The sequence below is a fragment of the Pseudomonas rubra genome, assembly GCF_028656935.1.
Taxonomy (GTDB): domain Bacteria; phylum Pseudomonadota; class Gammaproteobacteria; order Pseudomonadales; family Pseudomonadaceae; genus Aquipseudomonas; species Aquipseudomonas rubra.
Genome location: NZ_JAMDGZ010000058.1, coordinates 58,875 through 77,022, shown reverse-complemented (window position 1 = coordinate 77,022; position 18,148 = coordinate 58,875). Strand labels below are relative to the sequence as shown.

Annotated in this window: 3 protein-coding genes; all 3 read right to left on the bottom strand. The window is 60.5% G+C overall.

The features are described 5' to 3' along the window. On the bottom strand, nt 1-259 hold a 259-nt coding region (locus tag M5G17_RS23575; protein WP_273895293.1), incomplete at its 3' end, for a hypothetical protein. A 15-nt stretch (nt 260-274) separates the two neighbouring features. Then, a complete protein-coding gene (locus tag M5G17_RS23570; RefSeq protein WP_273895292.1) occupies nt 275-613 on the bottom strand; it encodes a hypothetical protein in 339 nt (112 codons plus the stop codon). 454 nt (nt 614-1,067) lie between these two features. Beyond that, nucleotides 1,068-18,122: a hemagglutinin repeat-containing protein gene (locus tag M5G17_RS27820; RefSeq protein ID WP_273895291.1), complete on the bottom strand. Its 17,055-nt coding sequence runs from the start codon at nt 18,120-18,122 to the stop codon at nt 1,068-1,070. Nucleotides 18,123-18,148 lie beyond the last annotated feature (26 nt).

Sequence of the window (18,148 nt, the reverse complement as noted above, 5' to 3'; positions counted from 1 at the left end):
GAAGGTGAGTTCGCCGGACGCTTACTATTATCCGGCAAACCTTTGGATCGTAAGTCGTTTTCGTGGATGTAGGCTTATACCCACCAATCAATTCATCCTTAGTATTGACTTTAGGTAGCTGATAGCGGTATTCAACAAGACTTGGAAAACGGACATCCGTGATTTTGTTGGAGATTTTTGCACCGGTAATTTCAACCGACGCTAGGAAGGCATCGCTGTCGCGAGCACCAGAAATCGTTCCCGCCTTACTATTTCGCACGCCAATCTTGCACCATCAGATCACTGAAACTGGAGATACACCGAGTTTTGTGGTCAGAACATAAGATTCTAACCCATTTGAATCAGGAACAATCACCAAGGACCCTACACTCCCAAAATCAAGCACCAATAATCCTCCCACCTTAAAGACAGCACTCTCCACCTTACTATTTAAATAATCAAAAGACAGTACACCTGTAGCGACTTCCTCACCGTGTCCCCATCGCTCACTGCCTTTGTTATCGCACTTAAATGGATACTGAATTAATACAGTCACTCCATTTCCGAAAATCAGAATCTGCGAGCCTACGCCAATAGTCACACCGGCCAGCACTGCCGACCTTAATTCTGCCAAATCCGTTTCATTAATAATTCTGTCCTCTTACCGCTTAGGCAGTACGGTATTGGGTGACAGTAGTACATGCGTATCTCCCCTTGTACCCGTCCTCAGGGGTTACCTCTGAACCTTTCTAAACCAGAGGCTCCCCTGCTATTCCAGCTCCTTTTGCACCAAAAGCTCAACCCGTTGACTGGAGCTAGATCCAGCAATAGTTATTCAACTATATAAGTAGTGAATTTGTTTGTTTCTTCCTCTAAGTGCAGCCGCCTGCATTTCGGGCACCAATACACCGTAATAGCCTTTTCATCAAGAGTTTCATACAACTGATTAGACGACAGTTTTTCCTCACTATCTAGTCGGTCCCCCAGATTCTCTATCGTTGATTCAGGAACTAGAGACAACTCATAGCCTGACCATCCTTGCGAAAGGTTCATAACGTAGCCGCAGGCACACCTATACTTTGACATAATTAACCTCCTCCAGCAGGTCGATCAAACCGAACCAATGATCCATCAGGCTTCTGGAAGAATATAGTTTTTATACTCTGCGCGTTGGCCTTCCCCCACATGCGAGCAGCAATGGACGACATGTCAGTGCTTGGCAGGTCCGCCTGCACCAGAACCCCGCCGGCTTGATTCGACTTCTTCTCGATCGCTCGAACTACCTTTGTCGGATCAAGATTCTGCGGCGTGTACACATCAATGGAACCGAGTCCCTCAACATGCAAGTCCGCAGTTCGCTGCCCTTGAATACCTTTAGCTGACGCTGTGGTTTGGTGCGTAACATCGTACCCAAGACCTGATAATCCTTGTCCTGCGCGCACTTCGTTTGCGTCAGGTATTGCACCGGGCTCAATCTTAACCCTCCCTGCTGTTCCAGTCGCTTTTGGCCCCTTAACCGGACCAGTTTCAACCTTACTAACCGACGGCTTCTTGCCACCCTCAACAACACCATGCCCTTTGCGTCCAGGGATACCTCCAGCCAGTATACTTGCTACCAGCTCTCCGCCACCGATCAGATATCGATCATGCTCAGCGTTCAGGTCAAGCGTTTCCTTGCCTTCCATCCGTTCGGCAATCGCTTTCCCCAGCCGCTCCTGTATCTCGCCCAGCCTTGCCTGCAACTCCTCCGCCAGTGACGTCTGCTCCAGCGCACCGAATACCACCGCTTGCGCGACACCTTTGGGCCCTTGAGAAAGCGCCAGCACGACTCTAACCGCTTGGGCTTTTTCCTGATTCTTTGTGATGTAGTCGTTGATTGCCGACGTATAGCGCAGGGTTTTCTGCAGATGGTTCAGTTCAGCCTTACGCCGTGCCTTCGACTCCTCCCCCTTGATGAAAAGTGGGTCCAAATGCACAGCATTGGGATTTTCATAGCCGGGAAGCTCGGATCCGTTAGGCAGGGAATTCTGCACCTCCCGCAACTCGGTTTCCGACAATGTCCAGAAGTCGCTAAGTTGTTTCAGCACACGCTCCTGGAACGCGGCATCTCCCATCATCTTCATGGCATCTGAACGACTCATGCCCGAGATAAGCAGAGCCTCCAGGGTATTCTCCGCCAGGTCCCTGCCGCCGATTTGCGCCGCTCCGCCCGCGATCTCACGGCCCAGCACTCGCTCCATGCGGTTGATAACCACATTGACCCCTTTGCTTGCCTCCTCATAGTTGGCCAGGGCGGTCTTGTCGTAGTCGAACAGCGAGTCGGACCATTGCTTGATGGTTTCATCCGCCTTGTATACCGCCTCGGCCGACGATCCCGTGACATACAGGTCCGTACGCGACTCTTCATCGCGCGTGATCTCGTAGGCCTTGTCGACATCGCGGTTCAGCCCCGCAGTAGAGTCGGCAGCGGACTCGCCATCCTTGCGCACCACGATCTGGCCATCACCGACGGTGGCACGGACGATCTGCTCGCGGTCCTTGTCGTACTCCCAGCCGCTGACGCTCCAGCTGGTCTTGCCGTCTTCACCCCGGCCGCCCTTGCCCACCTGGGTGCTGTCCTGGGTGGTGCTGCCCTTGCCGGCGCTGTAGCTGCCGCCAACGTTCAGGTAGTAACCGTGCTCCTTGTCCTTGCCAGCGATATCGCTAAAACCCAGGGTGCCGGTATCGAGCTTGAGGTTGCCGTTGTCGGCAGCAATCAGCGCACCATCGAGCTGGGTGTGGTTCTCGGTGCGGATATCGACCTTGTTCTTGCCAGTGATGCGCGTCTGTTCTTCGACCCAGTCGGTCTTGCCGGTGGTCTGGCCATAGCCGGCCGAACCGCTGACACCGGCCCCCGGGCCGAAGGTTGCGGTGACGCTGATGTCGAACTCTTTGCCCTTGACCTCACCGGTGTTGGCCACCGACGACACGTTCAGGTCGCCGCCGACACGCCCGGTCACCTCGTCGCCACGCAGGTTGGCACCGGCGATGGTGGTGTCTTTGCCACTGGTGAAGTTCAGGCGATCGCCGGCATACAGGTAGGCGTCCTGCTGACGCTCGGCGTCACGGTCAAGGTTGCCCTTGCCCATGCTGACGCTGACATAGATGCCCAGGCCTTCGGAGCCTACGGTCACACCGACTTCGCCACCACCGTTATGGCGGCTGCTGTCGCTGCTGCTGTCGTTCTGCGCCGAACGAATGTTCAGGTCGTTAACGGCAGCAAGGTCGATGTCACGACCGGCCTGGACCTGGGTGCCGGTGATGTTCAGGTCATTTCCGGCATCGAGCTTGATGTCGCGCCCCGCTTGCAGTTGGCTCGGCGTCGACGTGCCCTGGGTACCGTCCTCGAGGGCCTCACCATAGCTGCCACCAACACCGACCTTGAAGCCGCCGCTGGTACCCCCGTGCAGCCCGGCCCAGGCCTCGCGCTGGCTGCTGTCGTGGCTGACGCTGCCTTTGGCCACATCCAGGTTGATATCGCGGCCCTGGACGACAATGTCGCGGCCGGCCTGCAGTTGCCCGCCCTTGACCGTGACATCATTGCCAGCCTTGAAGTTGATGTCGTTGCCAGCATTGAGCGTCGAGGCGCGATTCGACTCTTCGACCTGCTCCCGATGACTGCGCTGGATGCTGTCGCCCATCTTGCCGTCGCCAGTCGGCCCGGCCAGGAACTCTCCGACCGAATCGACCGCGCGCAACGTACTCGACCCTTTGCTGACGCCATTCTCGCCCTTACCGGCACCACTGATGGCGTCCTTGGTTTTGCCGAAGTTGTGGTTGAGGGTGGCGGTTGCACCATGGGTCGAGTGCTCGCGCATCTGCTCGAGGGTGCGGGTTTCGCGGGCGGCATCGACGTTGATATCGCGCCCGGCATTGAAGTTGATGTCGTTGTCAGCCAGCAGGTCGGAGCCGCTCTGGTTGATGTCGCGCTTGGCATTGATGTCCAGGTCGTTGCCGGCCTTGATCTGGCTGGCGGAAGCGAGTTGCTGATCCAGGCGGTCCTTGGTCTTGAGCCGCTCGGCGCCGACGAACATGCTCACACCGTTGTCATCACCGGAAACCCCCATGCCCGCGCGCTTTTCCTTGGACCAGTTGGTTTCGCTCTGCTCGCTCTGCGCCGCAACCACGTTAACGTCACGCCCGGCATTCAAACTGACATTGCGCCCGGCACTGATGCCGCTGCCTTCAACGTTGATGTCACGCTCGGCCTGCAGGGCCGCATCACGCTCGGCGGTCACCTGGCTGCCGACGCTGGTGCTGCTTTGCGCCTGGCGCCCCGATTCCTTGGCCGAGGCCACCGAGACAAAGCCGCCAGAGGTCGACAGGCCGGTTTTCTTCTTGTACTCCTCGCTACGGCTGTAAGCCTCGTCATTGGCCGAGACCAGGTTGATGTCGCCATTCTTGTCGATCAGCCCGGCACGCAACTCGACATCGTTGCCAGCCTTGGTTTCGCTGGCGCGCACGCGCACGTCGCTGCCTGCGGCTACGACCACGTCGTGGCCTGCTTCAAGCACGCTGGCAACCTGGGTGGCGCTGGTTTGCAACTGGCTCTTGCCACTCTTGGACAAGCCGAGGAAACCCGACTTGGTTTTCTTGCTGTACTCGCCGTGCTCTTCGATCCCCGAAAGCACCGCGACATCACCGGTGGCACCAAGCAGCAGGTCGTTGCCAGCCTTGAGCTGGCTGCCGATGACGCTGACGTCCCGACCACCGTCCAGGCCGACGCCACCGCTAGCGGTCTTGCTGGCGTTGACGCTCAGGTCATGCCCGGCTTCGATCACCGAGGCAACGTTGGTGCTGTGGTAGCTCTCTTGTTGCTTGCTACTGCTGCGACCGAAGGAGCCTTTGCTTTTCTTCAAGTAGAACGACGCGCTCTCATCCTTGGCCGAAGCGATGCTCAGATCACGCCCGGCATCAAGATCGACATCCGCACCGCCCTTGACCCGGCTGGCGATGATGTCCATGTCGTTGCCGGCACTCAGGGCAATATTGCCGCCCGCATTGACCGTGGTGGAAACCTGGTTGATGCGGTCTTCCTGGGCGGTGACTTTTTTGCTTTTGCTGTAGAAGTGCTGCTCATTGGCTGCCGAGCTCAGGCTCAGGTCACCGGTGGCGGCCATGGCGATGTCGCGCTTGGCATCGATCTGGCTGGCAATGGCGCTGATATCGCGGCCGCTACTGAGGCTCAGGTCGCGGCCGGCTTCAAGGCTGGAGCCGTACTGGGTGATGCGCTGGTCTTTGAAGTGTGTGCCACGCGTGCTGCCCGACACCTGCTCCACCGAGGCAAGATTGATATCGCGCCCGGCCTTGATGCGGGTGTCTGCGCCGCTCTGGATCACCCCGCCCAGGTTGCTGACATCACGTCCGCTCTGCAGGCTCAGGTTATTGGCGGCCTCAATGCGGGCGGCGCTGTCGATAAAGTCGCGGCGCTCGCTGTAGCTGCCACTGGCCGTCTGGAAGCTGCTGACGCTGCGCTCGTTGATGACATCGCCATCGATGGCCCTGAGGCTGACGTCGCGACCGGCGATAATGCCGCCAGCTTTGTTCACCAGGTTATTGCCCGCCAACAGATCGAGCCGGTTACCGGCTTGCACCAGGCCGCTGTTGACCAGGTTGTTGCCGGCCTGGGCCGACAGGTTATTGCTGGCGCGCAAAGTGCCGACGTTGTCCAGGTTGTGCCCGGCGATCAGGTTGAGGTTGTTACCGGCAATCAAGGCACCGTTGGGCGCCAGCCGATTGTTCGAGTGGGCCAGGTACAGCACGGGCACCAGCACCTGTTCGCCCTTCACCTCGGCGCGTTCCATCCAGACGATGTCGTGGGTCAAGGCCGCGACCTGTTCGGCGCTCAGGCTGACGCCCAGGGTCAGGTCGAGCTTTTGCTTGCTCTGGATGGCGTTGTCCATCAGGTACTTGAACAACTGCTCGTCACTGGTCTGCCCCGCTAGCAGGCGCTCACCGGTACGCGCTACCACCGCTTGCTGGATCAGCCGCTGCTCGTAGTAACCATCGCCCAGGCGTTTCCAACTCTCGTCGGGGTTGTAGCCAAGGTTGGCCAGCAGGTAGTCCGAGCTCATGAACTGCTTGAGGTCGGTGAGCGCCGGGTTGGTTTCGATCAGGTACTTGTGCGGCTGCGACCGGGTGGTGTTATCCGGCAGGCCTTGCACGCGATTGACGACCTGTTCAGCCGCCGGGGTTATCTGCTCGACGACCGCCAGGGGCTGAGTGATGACTGGCGCCAGTCGCTCAGCCGTGCTCGCTTCTTCAGCCTCGACGGGCGTCGCGTCAGGAAGCTTGATTGACGTTTGTCCATCGCGCGGCACAGGGGCGAATGGAGAAACCAGCGAAGGCGACGGCGCATTCACTGCCACCAGGGCATCACGTTCGGCGGGGGTCAGGCCAGGCACATCAAGATCGAGCTGGACCGCTTTGTCTGCCAAGCCAGATACGCCGTTGCTCAGGTCCAGGCCGCTGACGGTATTGCCCTGGGTGACTTCGCCAATGACGGTACGACCCGAGTGCCACACGCCGGTATCGGCTTGCGCACCATCTGCGCTATTGATAGCTCGGGCACTGGCGTCAATGTCAGTTGCCTTGCGGGCTGTCACTGATACCTGTTGGGTGCCGGCGGTTATCTGCGCAGCATTCGCAGCTTCGATGCTACGGCTGTGGATTTGCGCAAGGGTCTGTTGACGCTGGGTGTTGCTGATAGCGGCAGTACCCATGCTCCAGCTCTGTGGCGCCGGGCTGGCCGTGGTGCTGCTGGTTTCACCGCTCAGACGGAAAAGACCGTTTTGCCCTGCGGGCAGGCTGAAGCCTGGCAGGCTCAGCGGGTTGATCTGCTGCTGGGCCAGATTGGGCGGCAGCTGTGCGTTCAGCACGATCACCGGGGCCTTGTTGGCGCCAACCTGGGTGTCCAGTGAGCGATCATCCACCGCCAAGGCGGTCTTGAGCACACTGATGTTACTGATGTCGTTACTGGCAGTGAGTTGCGCGTTGCCACCGGCCTGGATAATGGCCGGCGCCACCGACGCGCCGTTGCCCTGGACCACCAGCGGCTGGTTGATGCCAGGGAAAAGCGACGGGTTCAGCTGGGTCATCAAGGTGGCGAAAGCCGCTTCATCCACCGGCGCCCCCGCAGGGCTCGCCCGGTTGAAGTTCTGTACAGCCTGGGCCAGTTGGTTGTACTGATTGCGGTAGATTTTATAGGTGCCATCGTAGCGCCGACTCTCGGTTCCGGAGCCACCGGTGGCGCCCTGGTTGACGATGTTCTCGCCACGAATCGCCAGGTCGTTGGCGGCTGACACCACGCTGTAGCGGTTGGTGAAGTTCTGGCTGGCAATCTCCAGGTTGCCACCGGCACCGAGGGTGGCAGAAGGCGAGTTCAGCTCGATCACACTCTCGACGGTGCGATTCATGGTGATGGACGGTAGTTTTTTACTCCAATTACCGCTGCAGTGCTGTATGCAGGCGAGGCCGACAGCCACGTTCGTCAACTTCTGGTTGAGCTTGAACTTCTCCCGCTCATTGACCACTTCATTGGCCGAGATCCTGAGGTCGCCCCCACTCTGCATGCTGCCGGAAACGTTTCTCACGCTCTGGGCAAAGGTGGCCTGGGTAAAACCTGCCACGGTCAGATTGCCGAGGCTGTAGACCTCGCCGTACTCGTTCGTGAGGCTGTTCAGGTTGTAGGTCGAGTCCTCGCCGCTGAACATAAAACCACGGATGTTGGCATCCGCCGGATCACGGCCATTGAACAGACTTTGCGTGGTGAGTTCGACATTCCCCGCAGCGCCCAGGGTGCCGGTGTTCTGCACGCTGCCTGCGGCAACGTGCAGATCAGCGGCGGAAGTCAGGCGGCCGTGGTTGGCAAGCAGTCCTGCAACATCGATCGAGGTGTTGCCGCCCCCGGCCAGGCTACCGGCGGCCGCCAGGTTCAACTGCGCGGCGTTCAGCTCGAAGTTGCCGACACTGCTGGCACGACCGCCACCGCTATAGCTGCCAGCAAGGTTCAACGCAAGGCTGCCATCACTGGCGATCAGGCCGTCGTTGTTCCAGTTGCCACCGTTGCCCACCAGGCTGTCGGAGGCCAACAACTGGCCGCCCGCTACCTGGTTGAGGGTGTTGACGTTGACCGTCAGCCGTCCAGCCTGGATCACACTGCTGTTGGTCCAGTTGTCAGCGCTCAGGGTCAGGCCACCACGGGTGACCAGGTTGCCACCCGCTCGCGTCAGGTTGGCGGTGCTGATGTCGAAGGTGCCGCGGCCAGCATGCAGCACATTGCCGCCGCTGTTCTGGAAGTCGCTGGCGTTGAGGGTCAGGTCGCTGTTGGCAGTTTCAAGCACACCGCCACGGTTATCCAGCAAGCCGCCAATCTCGAATTCACTCTTGCCGCTGCGACCCAGGGCGCGCAATTGGCCTTGCTGGTTGATCAGCCTGGCCGCGTGCACGCTCAAGGTGCTGTCGCTTTCGATAATGCCTTGCTGGTTGTTCAGCTCACCGCTCAGCTTGAACTCGACCAGGTTGCCAGCGATCTGGCCACCCGCGTTGCCACCGTTGATCAGGTCATGCCCGCTCACCTTTACCGCGCCTTGGCTGTACAGGCCGCCATTGCGGTTGTCGAAGGTACCGGCGGTGACGTTGAGTTCACCGTTCTGGGCAGCGATACGCCCACCGTTGTTGCCAACGCTGGTGCTGTTCAACTGCACGCGCTGGGCCTGAAGGGTGCCACCCTGGCGGTTGTCCAGGTCATAACCGTTGCGCAGCACGCCCAGGGTACGCACTTGCAGGGCGCCAGCGAGGCTGGCCAGGGTGCCGGCACGGTTGTCGATGCTGCCGGCCTTGAGCTCGGCATCAGCGTTCTGGGCAATGATCCTGCCGCCCTGGTTGTCTAGATCCGCCGCGACATCAATGTCCAGGCCGGCTTTGCTCTGGACGGTGCCGCCGGCGTTGCCAAGGCGCCCGGCCTTGAGCAGCACGCCGGCATTCTGGCTGTAAATCAACCCGTCGCCACTGTTGAGTACAGCGTCGCGGGCATTGAGGGTAAGCGCGCCGCCGGCAGCGACCGTACCGCGATTGCGGTTGTCCAGGCCGCCCGTGGCCAGGCTCAGCAGCCCTTGGCTGGCCAGTTGGCCACCCTGGTTATCGATCTGGGTGGAACGCTTGAGCATCAACGCGCCAGCACTGGCCAGCTTGCCGTTGGTGTTGCTCAGCTTACCCAGCAGGTCAAGGGTCATGGCGCCATTGCTGACCAGCGTACCGGCACTGTTGTCCAGCTCAGTGCCCTTGAAATCAATGCCCTGCTGGGCCTGGATCAAGCCGCCGGTATTACCCAGGGTCTGTCCTTGAATCTCTGCAGTGGTGCCACTGTCGATCAAGCCGCCTTGCGTATTGTCAAGCCGGCCGGAAACCAGCAGACGTTGGCCTTTGCCGCTGGAAAGGATGCCTTTGGCGCTGTTGTCGAGGTTGCCAGCGGTGACTTTCAGCTCGTTGAGGCTGACCAGCGCACCGCCACCACTGTTGAGCAGGCTGTTATTGACCTGGGCGCCGAGATTGCCGAAGCGGCTGGAGAGCGTGCCGCCGTTGCGGTTGTCCAGCTCGTCTGCGGTGATGCTCAGGCCTTGCCAACCGGACATCAGCCCGCCCTGATTGAGCAGTTGCGCGCCGTTGAGGCTCAGCAGGTCGTTACTGATCAGCTTGCCCTGGTTGTTGTCCAGCGTCCGCCCGCTCAGCTCGACACGCTGGGCGCTGGAGACTTCGCCGCCCTGGTTGTTGAGGTCGCGCATGTGTTGAACGCTCAAGGGGCCTGCGGTGGTAATCAGGCCGCCACGGTTATCCAGGTCGCCAGTGGCCGGCCCGAAGTCGATGGCGATGGCTTTGCCCAGCAACGCCCCCTTGCGGTTGTCCAGTGCAGCACTCTTGAGCGTCAGCGTATCGTTGGCGTAGATCAGGCCGTCGTTCTGGTTGCGCAACAGGCCCTTGGTGCTCAGCAGCAGCTGGCTGCGGCTGGTCAGCGTACCGCCGCTGTTATCCAGCAGGCCTGCCTGGCCATCGATGGACTGGCCGGCGATCATGCCCTTGACGTTGCTCAGGGCCTGGTCGATGCGCAAGGTCAGGGCCTGGTTGCTCAGCAGTTTGCCGCCATCGTTGTGCAGCGTGTCAGCGGCCAGGGTGAAGGCCTGGGCGCTGGAGATTTCACCGCCCTGGTTGTTCACCCCGCTGAGGTTTTTCAGTACCAGCAACGGCGCGTTGATCAGGCCGCCCTGGTTGTTCAACTGTCCCTGGCTGAGGTCCAGGGTCACGGCGCTGGCGCTGAACAGTTTGCCGCCTTGTTGCTCCAGCCTGCTGACCTTTGCCGTCAGCGCTTTGCTGCTGGCGAGCTGGCCGCCGTCCTGGTTGGTCAATTGCCCAGCGGTGATATCAAGGGTATCGCTGCTGCTGACCACACCGCCGTGGCTGTTGTCCATGGTCCCTGTGACGATGTTCTGGGCGGCCTTGCTGCTGAGGGTGCCTTTTTGGCTGTTGTCGAGGCTGGCGCTGTTGACATTCAGGGTGCTGTCAGTGACCAGTTCACCGCCCTGGTTATTCAGCGCCTGCCGCGTGGTCACCTTCAAGGCGCCGGCGCTGGACAGGCTGCCCTGGCTGTTGTCGAGGTTGGCCGCTTGCAGGTGCAACTGGCCTTCGCTGCTGATCAGCCCCTGAAGGTTGAGCGCCTGGCCACTGAGGTCAAGTTCCAGGCCCTTCTGGCTGAACAGGCGCCCGCCGCTGTTGTCCAGGCTGATCCCTGTGAGGCTCATGCCCGACAGTGCAACGAGCAACCCGTTGCTGTGGTTGAGAAGTTTGTCGACGGTAAGGGTCAGCGCCTGTGTGGCAACCACTTGCCCGCCATCGCTGTTGTTCAGTTGCAGCCCCTGCAGACTGACAGCACGCTTGCTGAAGATTTCACCCGCGCGGTTGTCGACATCGGCGACCTTGAGTTGCACCTCTTTGATCGCACCAACCAGACCGTTGTTGCGGTTGTCCAGGGTCGTACCGTCAAGCTCCAGTGCACCCTCGGCAATCAACAACCCGTTCTGGTTGTTGGCCGTTGTCAGCCGTGCCCGCAGGTCACCCTTGCTGGAGATTTGCCCGCTGCTGTTTTCCAGGCTGGCCGCGCTCAAGCGGCTGTTGCCATCCGCAATCAGCGTGCCGGCCTGGTTCTTCAGCGTGCCGTCGATGGTCACGCCCAGCTCGCCACGGCTGCTAAGCATGCCGCCCTGGTTATCCAGGCTGGCGCCACGCACCTGCAAAGACGCCGCAGAAACCAGGCCTTTGACGTTGAGCAGAGCTTGATTGACGCGCAGAGTCAACGCCTGGTTGCTGATGAGTTTGCCGTTGCTGTTGTCCAGGTTGCTGGCGGCCAGGGTGAACGCTTGAGCACTGGAGATCTCGCCGGTCTGGTTGTTGACGCCTTTGAGGTTTTTCAACACCAGCAACGGAGCATTGATCAGGCTTTGTTGGTTGTTCAGTTGACCATTGTTCAGGTCCAGATCCAGGGCCGTTTTACTGACCAGCTCACCGCCCTGCTGAGTCAACCCCGTCACCTGTGCGCTCAAGGCTCCTGCACTGGCGATACGCCCGCCGTTGTTGAGCTGCGTTGCAGTCAAATCAAGGCGGTCGGCACTGTTCAGGCGCCCGCCAAGGGTGTTGTTGAACAGACCTGTGGTGAGCTTCGTTGAGCCTTCACTCTTGAGCAGACCCTGCTCACTGTTGTCGAGCAGGGCGCTGCTCAGGATGAGATTTCCCGCAGCCTCGACAGTGCCGCCCCGGTTGAGCAGTTCCGCAGTGCTGGCGATGTTCAGTGCGCCAGCACTGGACAGGTTGCCATTGCTGTTGTCGATCACCTGTGCGTTTAACTGCAACTGCCCTTCGCTACTGATCTTGCCGCCGGAGTTGGTCAGGCGGCCGTCAAGCCCTGGGGTTGCCGCCAGCTCAATCACCAACGAGCGTGTGCCGGAAAAAGTACCCTGATTGTTATCCAGATGGGCAGCGTTGACTTGCGTCTTCTGGGCAAACACCAGCCCCTTGGCGTTGTTGATAACCTCAGCCACGGCGAGCTCCAGCGCACTGGCAACCAGCAGCTTGCCCGCACTGTTGTCCAGGCGTTTGCCGGTGAACTCGGTGTCACCCTTGCTGGAGATTTCCCCACCGCGATTGTCGACACGCTCGACATTGAGTTTCAGCGCTTTTGTAGCGGCTACCAGGCCGCCATCACGATTGTCGAGCGTGGTTGCACCCAGCGTCAGGTCACCTTCAGCCACCAGCTCGCCGCCCTGCTGATTCAGCACGCCCACAGTCGCATCAAGATCAGCCTGGCTGGCCACACGGCCGTGAGTGTTGGTCAGGGTGTCGGCGTGCAGATGCAGCGGCCCGGTTGCATGGAGCAAGCCGTCCTGGTTATTCAGTTGCTTGCCGCTGAACGTCAGCGCCTGCTTGCTTTTGAGCTCGCCATGACGGTTATCCAACTGGCCGACCTGCAACTGCAGATCGTGACTTGCGTGGACTTTGCCATCGCGGTTGTCCAGCACATCACTGCGCAGCGTCAGCAGGTCTTGCCCGACCAGGCTGCCATCGCGGTTGTCCAGGCTCCCCGCCTGCACATCCATGACCCCCTTGGCCTTCAAACTGCCCTTGGCCTGGTTATCCAGCAAACCGTCAACCTTGACGGTCAAGCTGCCATTAGTGCCCAGGCTACCGCCCAGGCTGTTGTCCAGGCCCGACGCAGCAACGTGGAGGCGCTGATCGGCCCCCAAGGTTCCGTCCTGGTTGCTCAGTGCGCCCTTGATCGTCAGCTCGAGGCTAGCGTCACTCGTAACCTCGCCCTGATGGTTGTGCAAGGTTGCCGCGTTGACCACACTGACGCCCGCCGCAGACACCTCGCCGTTCTGATTGAGCAGATCCGCGCTCAGGCTCAGCGTCAGGTCGGTCGAACTGGTGAGGACACCCGTGTGGTTATCCAGACTCGCCCCGTGCACCTGGAGCCCGGCCGCCGAGATTCGCCCTTTGATGTTTTTCAAGGCGTGCTCGACCGTGAGCGTCAACGCCTGGTCACTGAGCAGCTTGCCGTTGCTGTTATCCAAGCTCTGCGCGGCGACAACAAAAGCCTGCTTGCTGGAAATCTCACCGCTCTGGTTGACCACAGCCCCCAGATTCTTGAACACCAGCGGGCCTGGTGCGTTGATCCGGCCAGTGCTGTTGTTGAGGTACCCGCGATTCATATCCAGCGTCAGGGCGCTGTTGCTGTAGAACTCGCCACCGCCACTTTGATCCAGGCTGCGAATGCTGGCATCGAGTGCTTTGCCACTGGCGATTCGACCGAGCTTGCGGTTGTCCACTTCACCCGCCAACAGGTTCAGGCTGTCGGCACTGGTCAGCCGTCCACTTTGCTGATTGTTCAAGGCGCCCGTAGCGACCCGCACCGCACCGTCGGCGACAACACGTCCCTGACGGTTATCAAGACTGGCGCTGGTCAGGTTCAGGGTATCGGCGCTGAGCAACTCGCCGCCCTGGTTACTGATCACGCCCTGTGCCGACAACACCAGCGGCTTGGCGCTGGACGCCAGGCCATGGTCGTTGTTCAGGCTGACGGCGTGCAGGGTCAGCGCGCCATCACTGCGCAGTGAGCCCTGTTGGTTGTTCAACTGCCCATCCAGCGCGGCATCGCGCGCGGTGGCCGCCTGGAGGGTCATGCTCAGGTTTTGCTTGGCGAAGATGCTGCCCTGATCGCTGTTATCGATGTGCGCGGCATTGAGCGTGACCGACTGCTGGCCGCTGATGATGCCTTTGAGCTGATTGTTCAGCCGGTCCAGGGTCAATTGCAGGTCGGCGTTGGCCAGCAGGCGGCCGCCACTGTTGTCGAGTTGACGACCGGTGAGGTCCAGTTGCGTAACACTGGAAATTTCCCCGGCACGGTTGTCCAGGGCGTCGACGGCAAGGTCCATGGCCTTGCCCGAATTGAGCAGGCCACCTTGCCTGTTGTCCAGGGCAGCAGCGTTGAGCCTCAGCTCGCCGACCGCTGCGATGCGGCCTGTGCGGTTATCTATGCCGCTACCGCTCAGTTGCAAGTTGGCCTTGCTGGTAATACGGCCCTGGGCCTGGTTGTCGAGGCTGCCGGTGGCCAACTGCAGGTCGTCGGTCGCCGCGATCAGGCCTGCCTGGTTGAGCATTTGCCCGGCGATGCGTGCCGTCAGCGCGCCGTCGCTGGTCAGTTTGCCGTCGCTGTTATTGACGCTGGCCGCGGTCAGCGTGAGTTTGTTGCCCGCCGAGAGCTTACCGGCAGTGTTGTTGAGGGCCCCCTCGACACTGAGCGACAGTCCATGGTCGCCCTGGACTACACCGTTGCTGTTGTCCAGTGAGCCGGCAACCAGCGAGGTGTCATCGGCCAGAATCTTGCCGCTGCGGTTATCCAGCTCTGCTTCCACCTTGAGGGTCAGGCGCTGCCCAGCGGTAAGGCTGCCTTCGCCGTTGTTCAGGCTGCCCAGTGCAAGATCCAGCTCCCTGGCCGATACCAGCCCTTTGACGTTGTCCAGTGCATGAGCGATGCGCAGCGTCAGCGCCTGATCGCTCAATACCTTGCCGCTGCGGTTGTGCAGACTCTGCGCGCTCAGCTCGAACGCCCGCACACTGGAGATTTCCCCGCCCTGGTTATCAACCGTGGCAAGGTTGCTCAACAGTAATTGCCCAGGGGAATTGATCAGGCCGCCCTGGTTGTTCAAGTGACCATGATTGAGGTCCAGGCTCAGGTCGGCCTGACTGCTCAGGTGACCTTCGTTACGCTGGTCAAGGCCAGTGATGCTGGCTGTCAGCCCCTTGCCGTCGACTCGCCCACCGTTGCGGTTGTCAAGCAATCCGGCACCCAGGTGCAGGGCGCCGCCCGCGGTCAATTGACCTGCCTGGTTGTTCAGATCGGCGCTGTTGAGCCGCAAGTCTTGCCCGGCAGTAAACAGTCCTGTCTGGTTGAGCAGGTTGCCGGCGATGGTTGCAGTCAGTGCGTCACTGCTGGTCAGCTTGCCGAGGGTGTTATCAAGGCTGGCGGCTGCAAGCTCCAGCGCTTGGCCACTGTGCAAGGCGCCGTTGCGATTGCTGACGGCGCCACTGCTGCTGAGTTTGAGACCCTGGTCAGCCTGGATCAGGCCCTGGGCGTTATCCAGCGACGCCACGTTGAGCTGCATATCTCGCCCAAGGATTTTGCCAATGCGGTTGTCCAGCACACCGTCGGCGTGAAGGTTCAGAGCTTCCCGGGCATGCAGCTCACCGCCGCCATTGTCGACACGGCCAGCATGCACCTGGAGTGACGATGCCTTGATCAAGCCCTTGGTATTGTTCAGCGCACGGAGGACGCTCAGGCTCAAAGCCTGTTCACTCAGGAGCTTGCCGTTGCGGTTGTCCAGGGTGTCGGCGTTGACCTCAAACGCCTGGACGCTGGAAATTTCACCGTTCTGGTTATCGACACTGTTTAGGTTTTTCAGCAACAGCTTGCCTGGCGCATTGATCAAGCCACCGTGGTTGTTCAGGTGGCCGCGGTTGAGATCAAGGCTCAGATTCGCTGCGCTGTAGAGGTGACCATCACCCTGCTGATCGAGGCCGGTGACAGTCGCAGTCAGGTCTTTGCGACTGAAGATGCGTCCACCGCTGCTGTTGTCCAGCAGGCCTGAGGACAATTGCAGGGTGTCTTCGCTACTGACTTGGCCATTGAGCTGATTGTTCAGCTGGCCTGCCTGAATCTGCAGCGCACCTTGACTGGTGAGCTTGCCGGCGCTGTTGATCAGGGTGCCGACGCTGAGCTGGGCTGCGCCATCGGCGGTAACCGTGCCAGCCCGATTGTCCAGCACGCCTGTCACCTTGCTAGTGAGCGTACTGCGGCTGTGAACCTTGCCCTGCTGACCATTGACAAGGCTGGCAACATCCAGTTGCAAGCTGTTGGCGGTGATCAGGCCGGCCCCGTTACTCAACTGCTGGGCAATTTGCAGAGACAGATTCCGATCACTGAGCACGCGGCCCGCATCGTTGTTGAGCGAGGTGGCGAGCACCGCGAAAGACTCGGAGCTCGATAGCTCACCACCGCGGTTATCGACACTGCTGAGGTTTTTCAGCGTCAATTGCCCCGTGGCCTTGATCACTGCGCCTTGGTTGTTCAAGTGCCCCTGGTTGAGGTCCAGGCTCAGATCGGTGTTGCTCAAGAGGCGACCCTTGCCCTCCTGGTCGAGGCTGCCGATCGAGGCATTGAGCGCCTGAGCACTTGCGATCGAACCACCCTGGCGGTTAACGACATTGCCGGCGCTCAGTTTGAGTGTCTGTTCGCTGGCCACAGAACCACCCTGCTGGTTGTTCAGTTGATCTGCCTTGATCTCCAGTGCGCCGCTGGACTCGATGCGCCCCTGATGGTGGTTGGCGAGCGTACCTGCTACCTCAAGCCCCAACGCCCCCTGGCTGGTCAACGCGCCTTTCTGGCTGTTGTCCAGTGAACCGGCGACAAGCTTCAGGTCCTGGCCCGCCGCAATACGCCCGCCCTGGCTGTTGATTGCCTCCGGGGCATTGATACTCAGCGCCGATCCCGCCGAAACCAAGCCTGCCGAGTTATCCAGGCGAGTGACGTTCAAAGCCATGGCATCAAGGCTGGACAGCTCGCCAGCACGGTTGTGCAACTCGCCGAGGGTTGCGCTAAACCCGCCGCTACTGGTAACCAGGCCGCCTTGGGCATTGAGCAACTGCTTGGCAGTGAGCGCCAGGCTACCGGTACTCAACACGCGGCCCTGGTTCTGGTTGTCCAGGGTGCCTGCGCTGATGCTCAAGGCTTGGCTGGCGCTCAGGGTGCCGCCCTGGTTGTTGGTCGCCAGGGTGGTATTGACGGCCAGGTTGCGGCTGGCGACCAGGCTGGCGCCACGGTTGTCGAGCGCGCCGGCGGAGATACTCAGATCGCCCTGGGTGTTGCGACTGTTATCAGCATTTACCCCGGCTTCGATAACGTCCTGGTTGCGTAACTGCCCCCCACTGGAGAGCGTGACGCGCTCTGCGGCTGCCAGCGATTTTCGGCTGTCCAGGTCGCCCTGGGTTTCAACGCTCAGGGTGGTGGCGGCATACACCGGCCCTTGCAGTTGTGCACTGGCGGCCTTGATCTGAACTGCACCGGAAGCCACTGTCTGGGCCAGGCTCAGGTGACCATTGGCGTCGAGCTGGATATCGCCTGCACTGGCGGCCAGGTTACCGTCGAGCTTCACGCCGACACCGGCCTCGGTGCCTACCAGTTTGATCGCCCCGGCGTACATGCCGCCAAGGGCGCTGGAGTCGATGGCCAGTTGCGGCGCATCCGCCGGATTGGCGGCGCGGGCGGTGGCCTTGAGGGTACGGGCATCGACATCGTTTGCGCCGGTGACGATGTCCAGCTTGTTGGCATTGATCCGGGCATTGATCCGGGCGCTGCGGGTGATGATTTCAAAGCGGTCGATGTTGCTCGCATTGAGGCCTGCCCCTTCGATGGCGACACTGCCCTGATCCACCTGGTAGTGCGTGATCTGCCCGTTCTGAATCACCGCCTTGCCGGTGCTGAGGGTCGCCTGTGGGGTGTTGATGAAGCCGCACCCATCGCAGCTGATGCCGTAAGGGTTGGCTACGATGACATGGGCCGATTGCCCGGCCACTTCGGTGTAACCCTTGAGCTGGCTGGGGCTGCCACCGTTGACCTCGTTGAGAATGATGTTGGCCGCACGGCCATTGAGGTTGGGGTTGCCAACAATGATGCCGCCCAGTTGGGTGTCCTGGGTACGGTTGGTCGCATTGTTGAGAATGACCCCCTGCTGGCCGACGTTGTAGTCCTGAAACTGGTTATGCGACAGGCCGCTGCCGTTGGGCGCGGCAATGTTGACGACGGGCACGCCATTGCCCGCCTGGCCCAGGCTGGTACCCGGAGCACTGACCACAATACCCTCGGCCTGGGCCCACAGCGGTTGCCAGAACATGACGTTGGCCAGCAAAAACGCCAGGCCACGCCGTGGCATACCCCAGAAATGATCACAGGCCTTGAGCCTGGCAGCGGGTTGGCGGGCCAGGAAGGCAAATTGACGAACGTCCATGTCGTGTGTCTCGGCAAAGCAAAAAA

Coding starts and splice junctions, on each gene's coding strand:
- M5G17_RS27820 (WP_273895291.1), bottom strand. CDS start 18,122: ATGGACGTTCGTCAATTTGCCTTCCTGGCCCGCCAACCCGCTGCCAGG.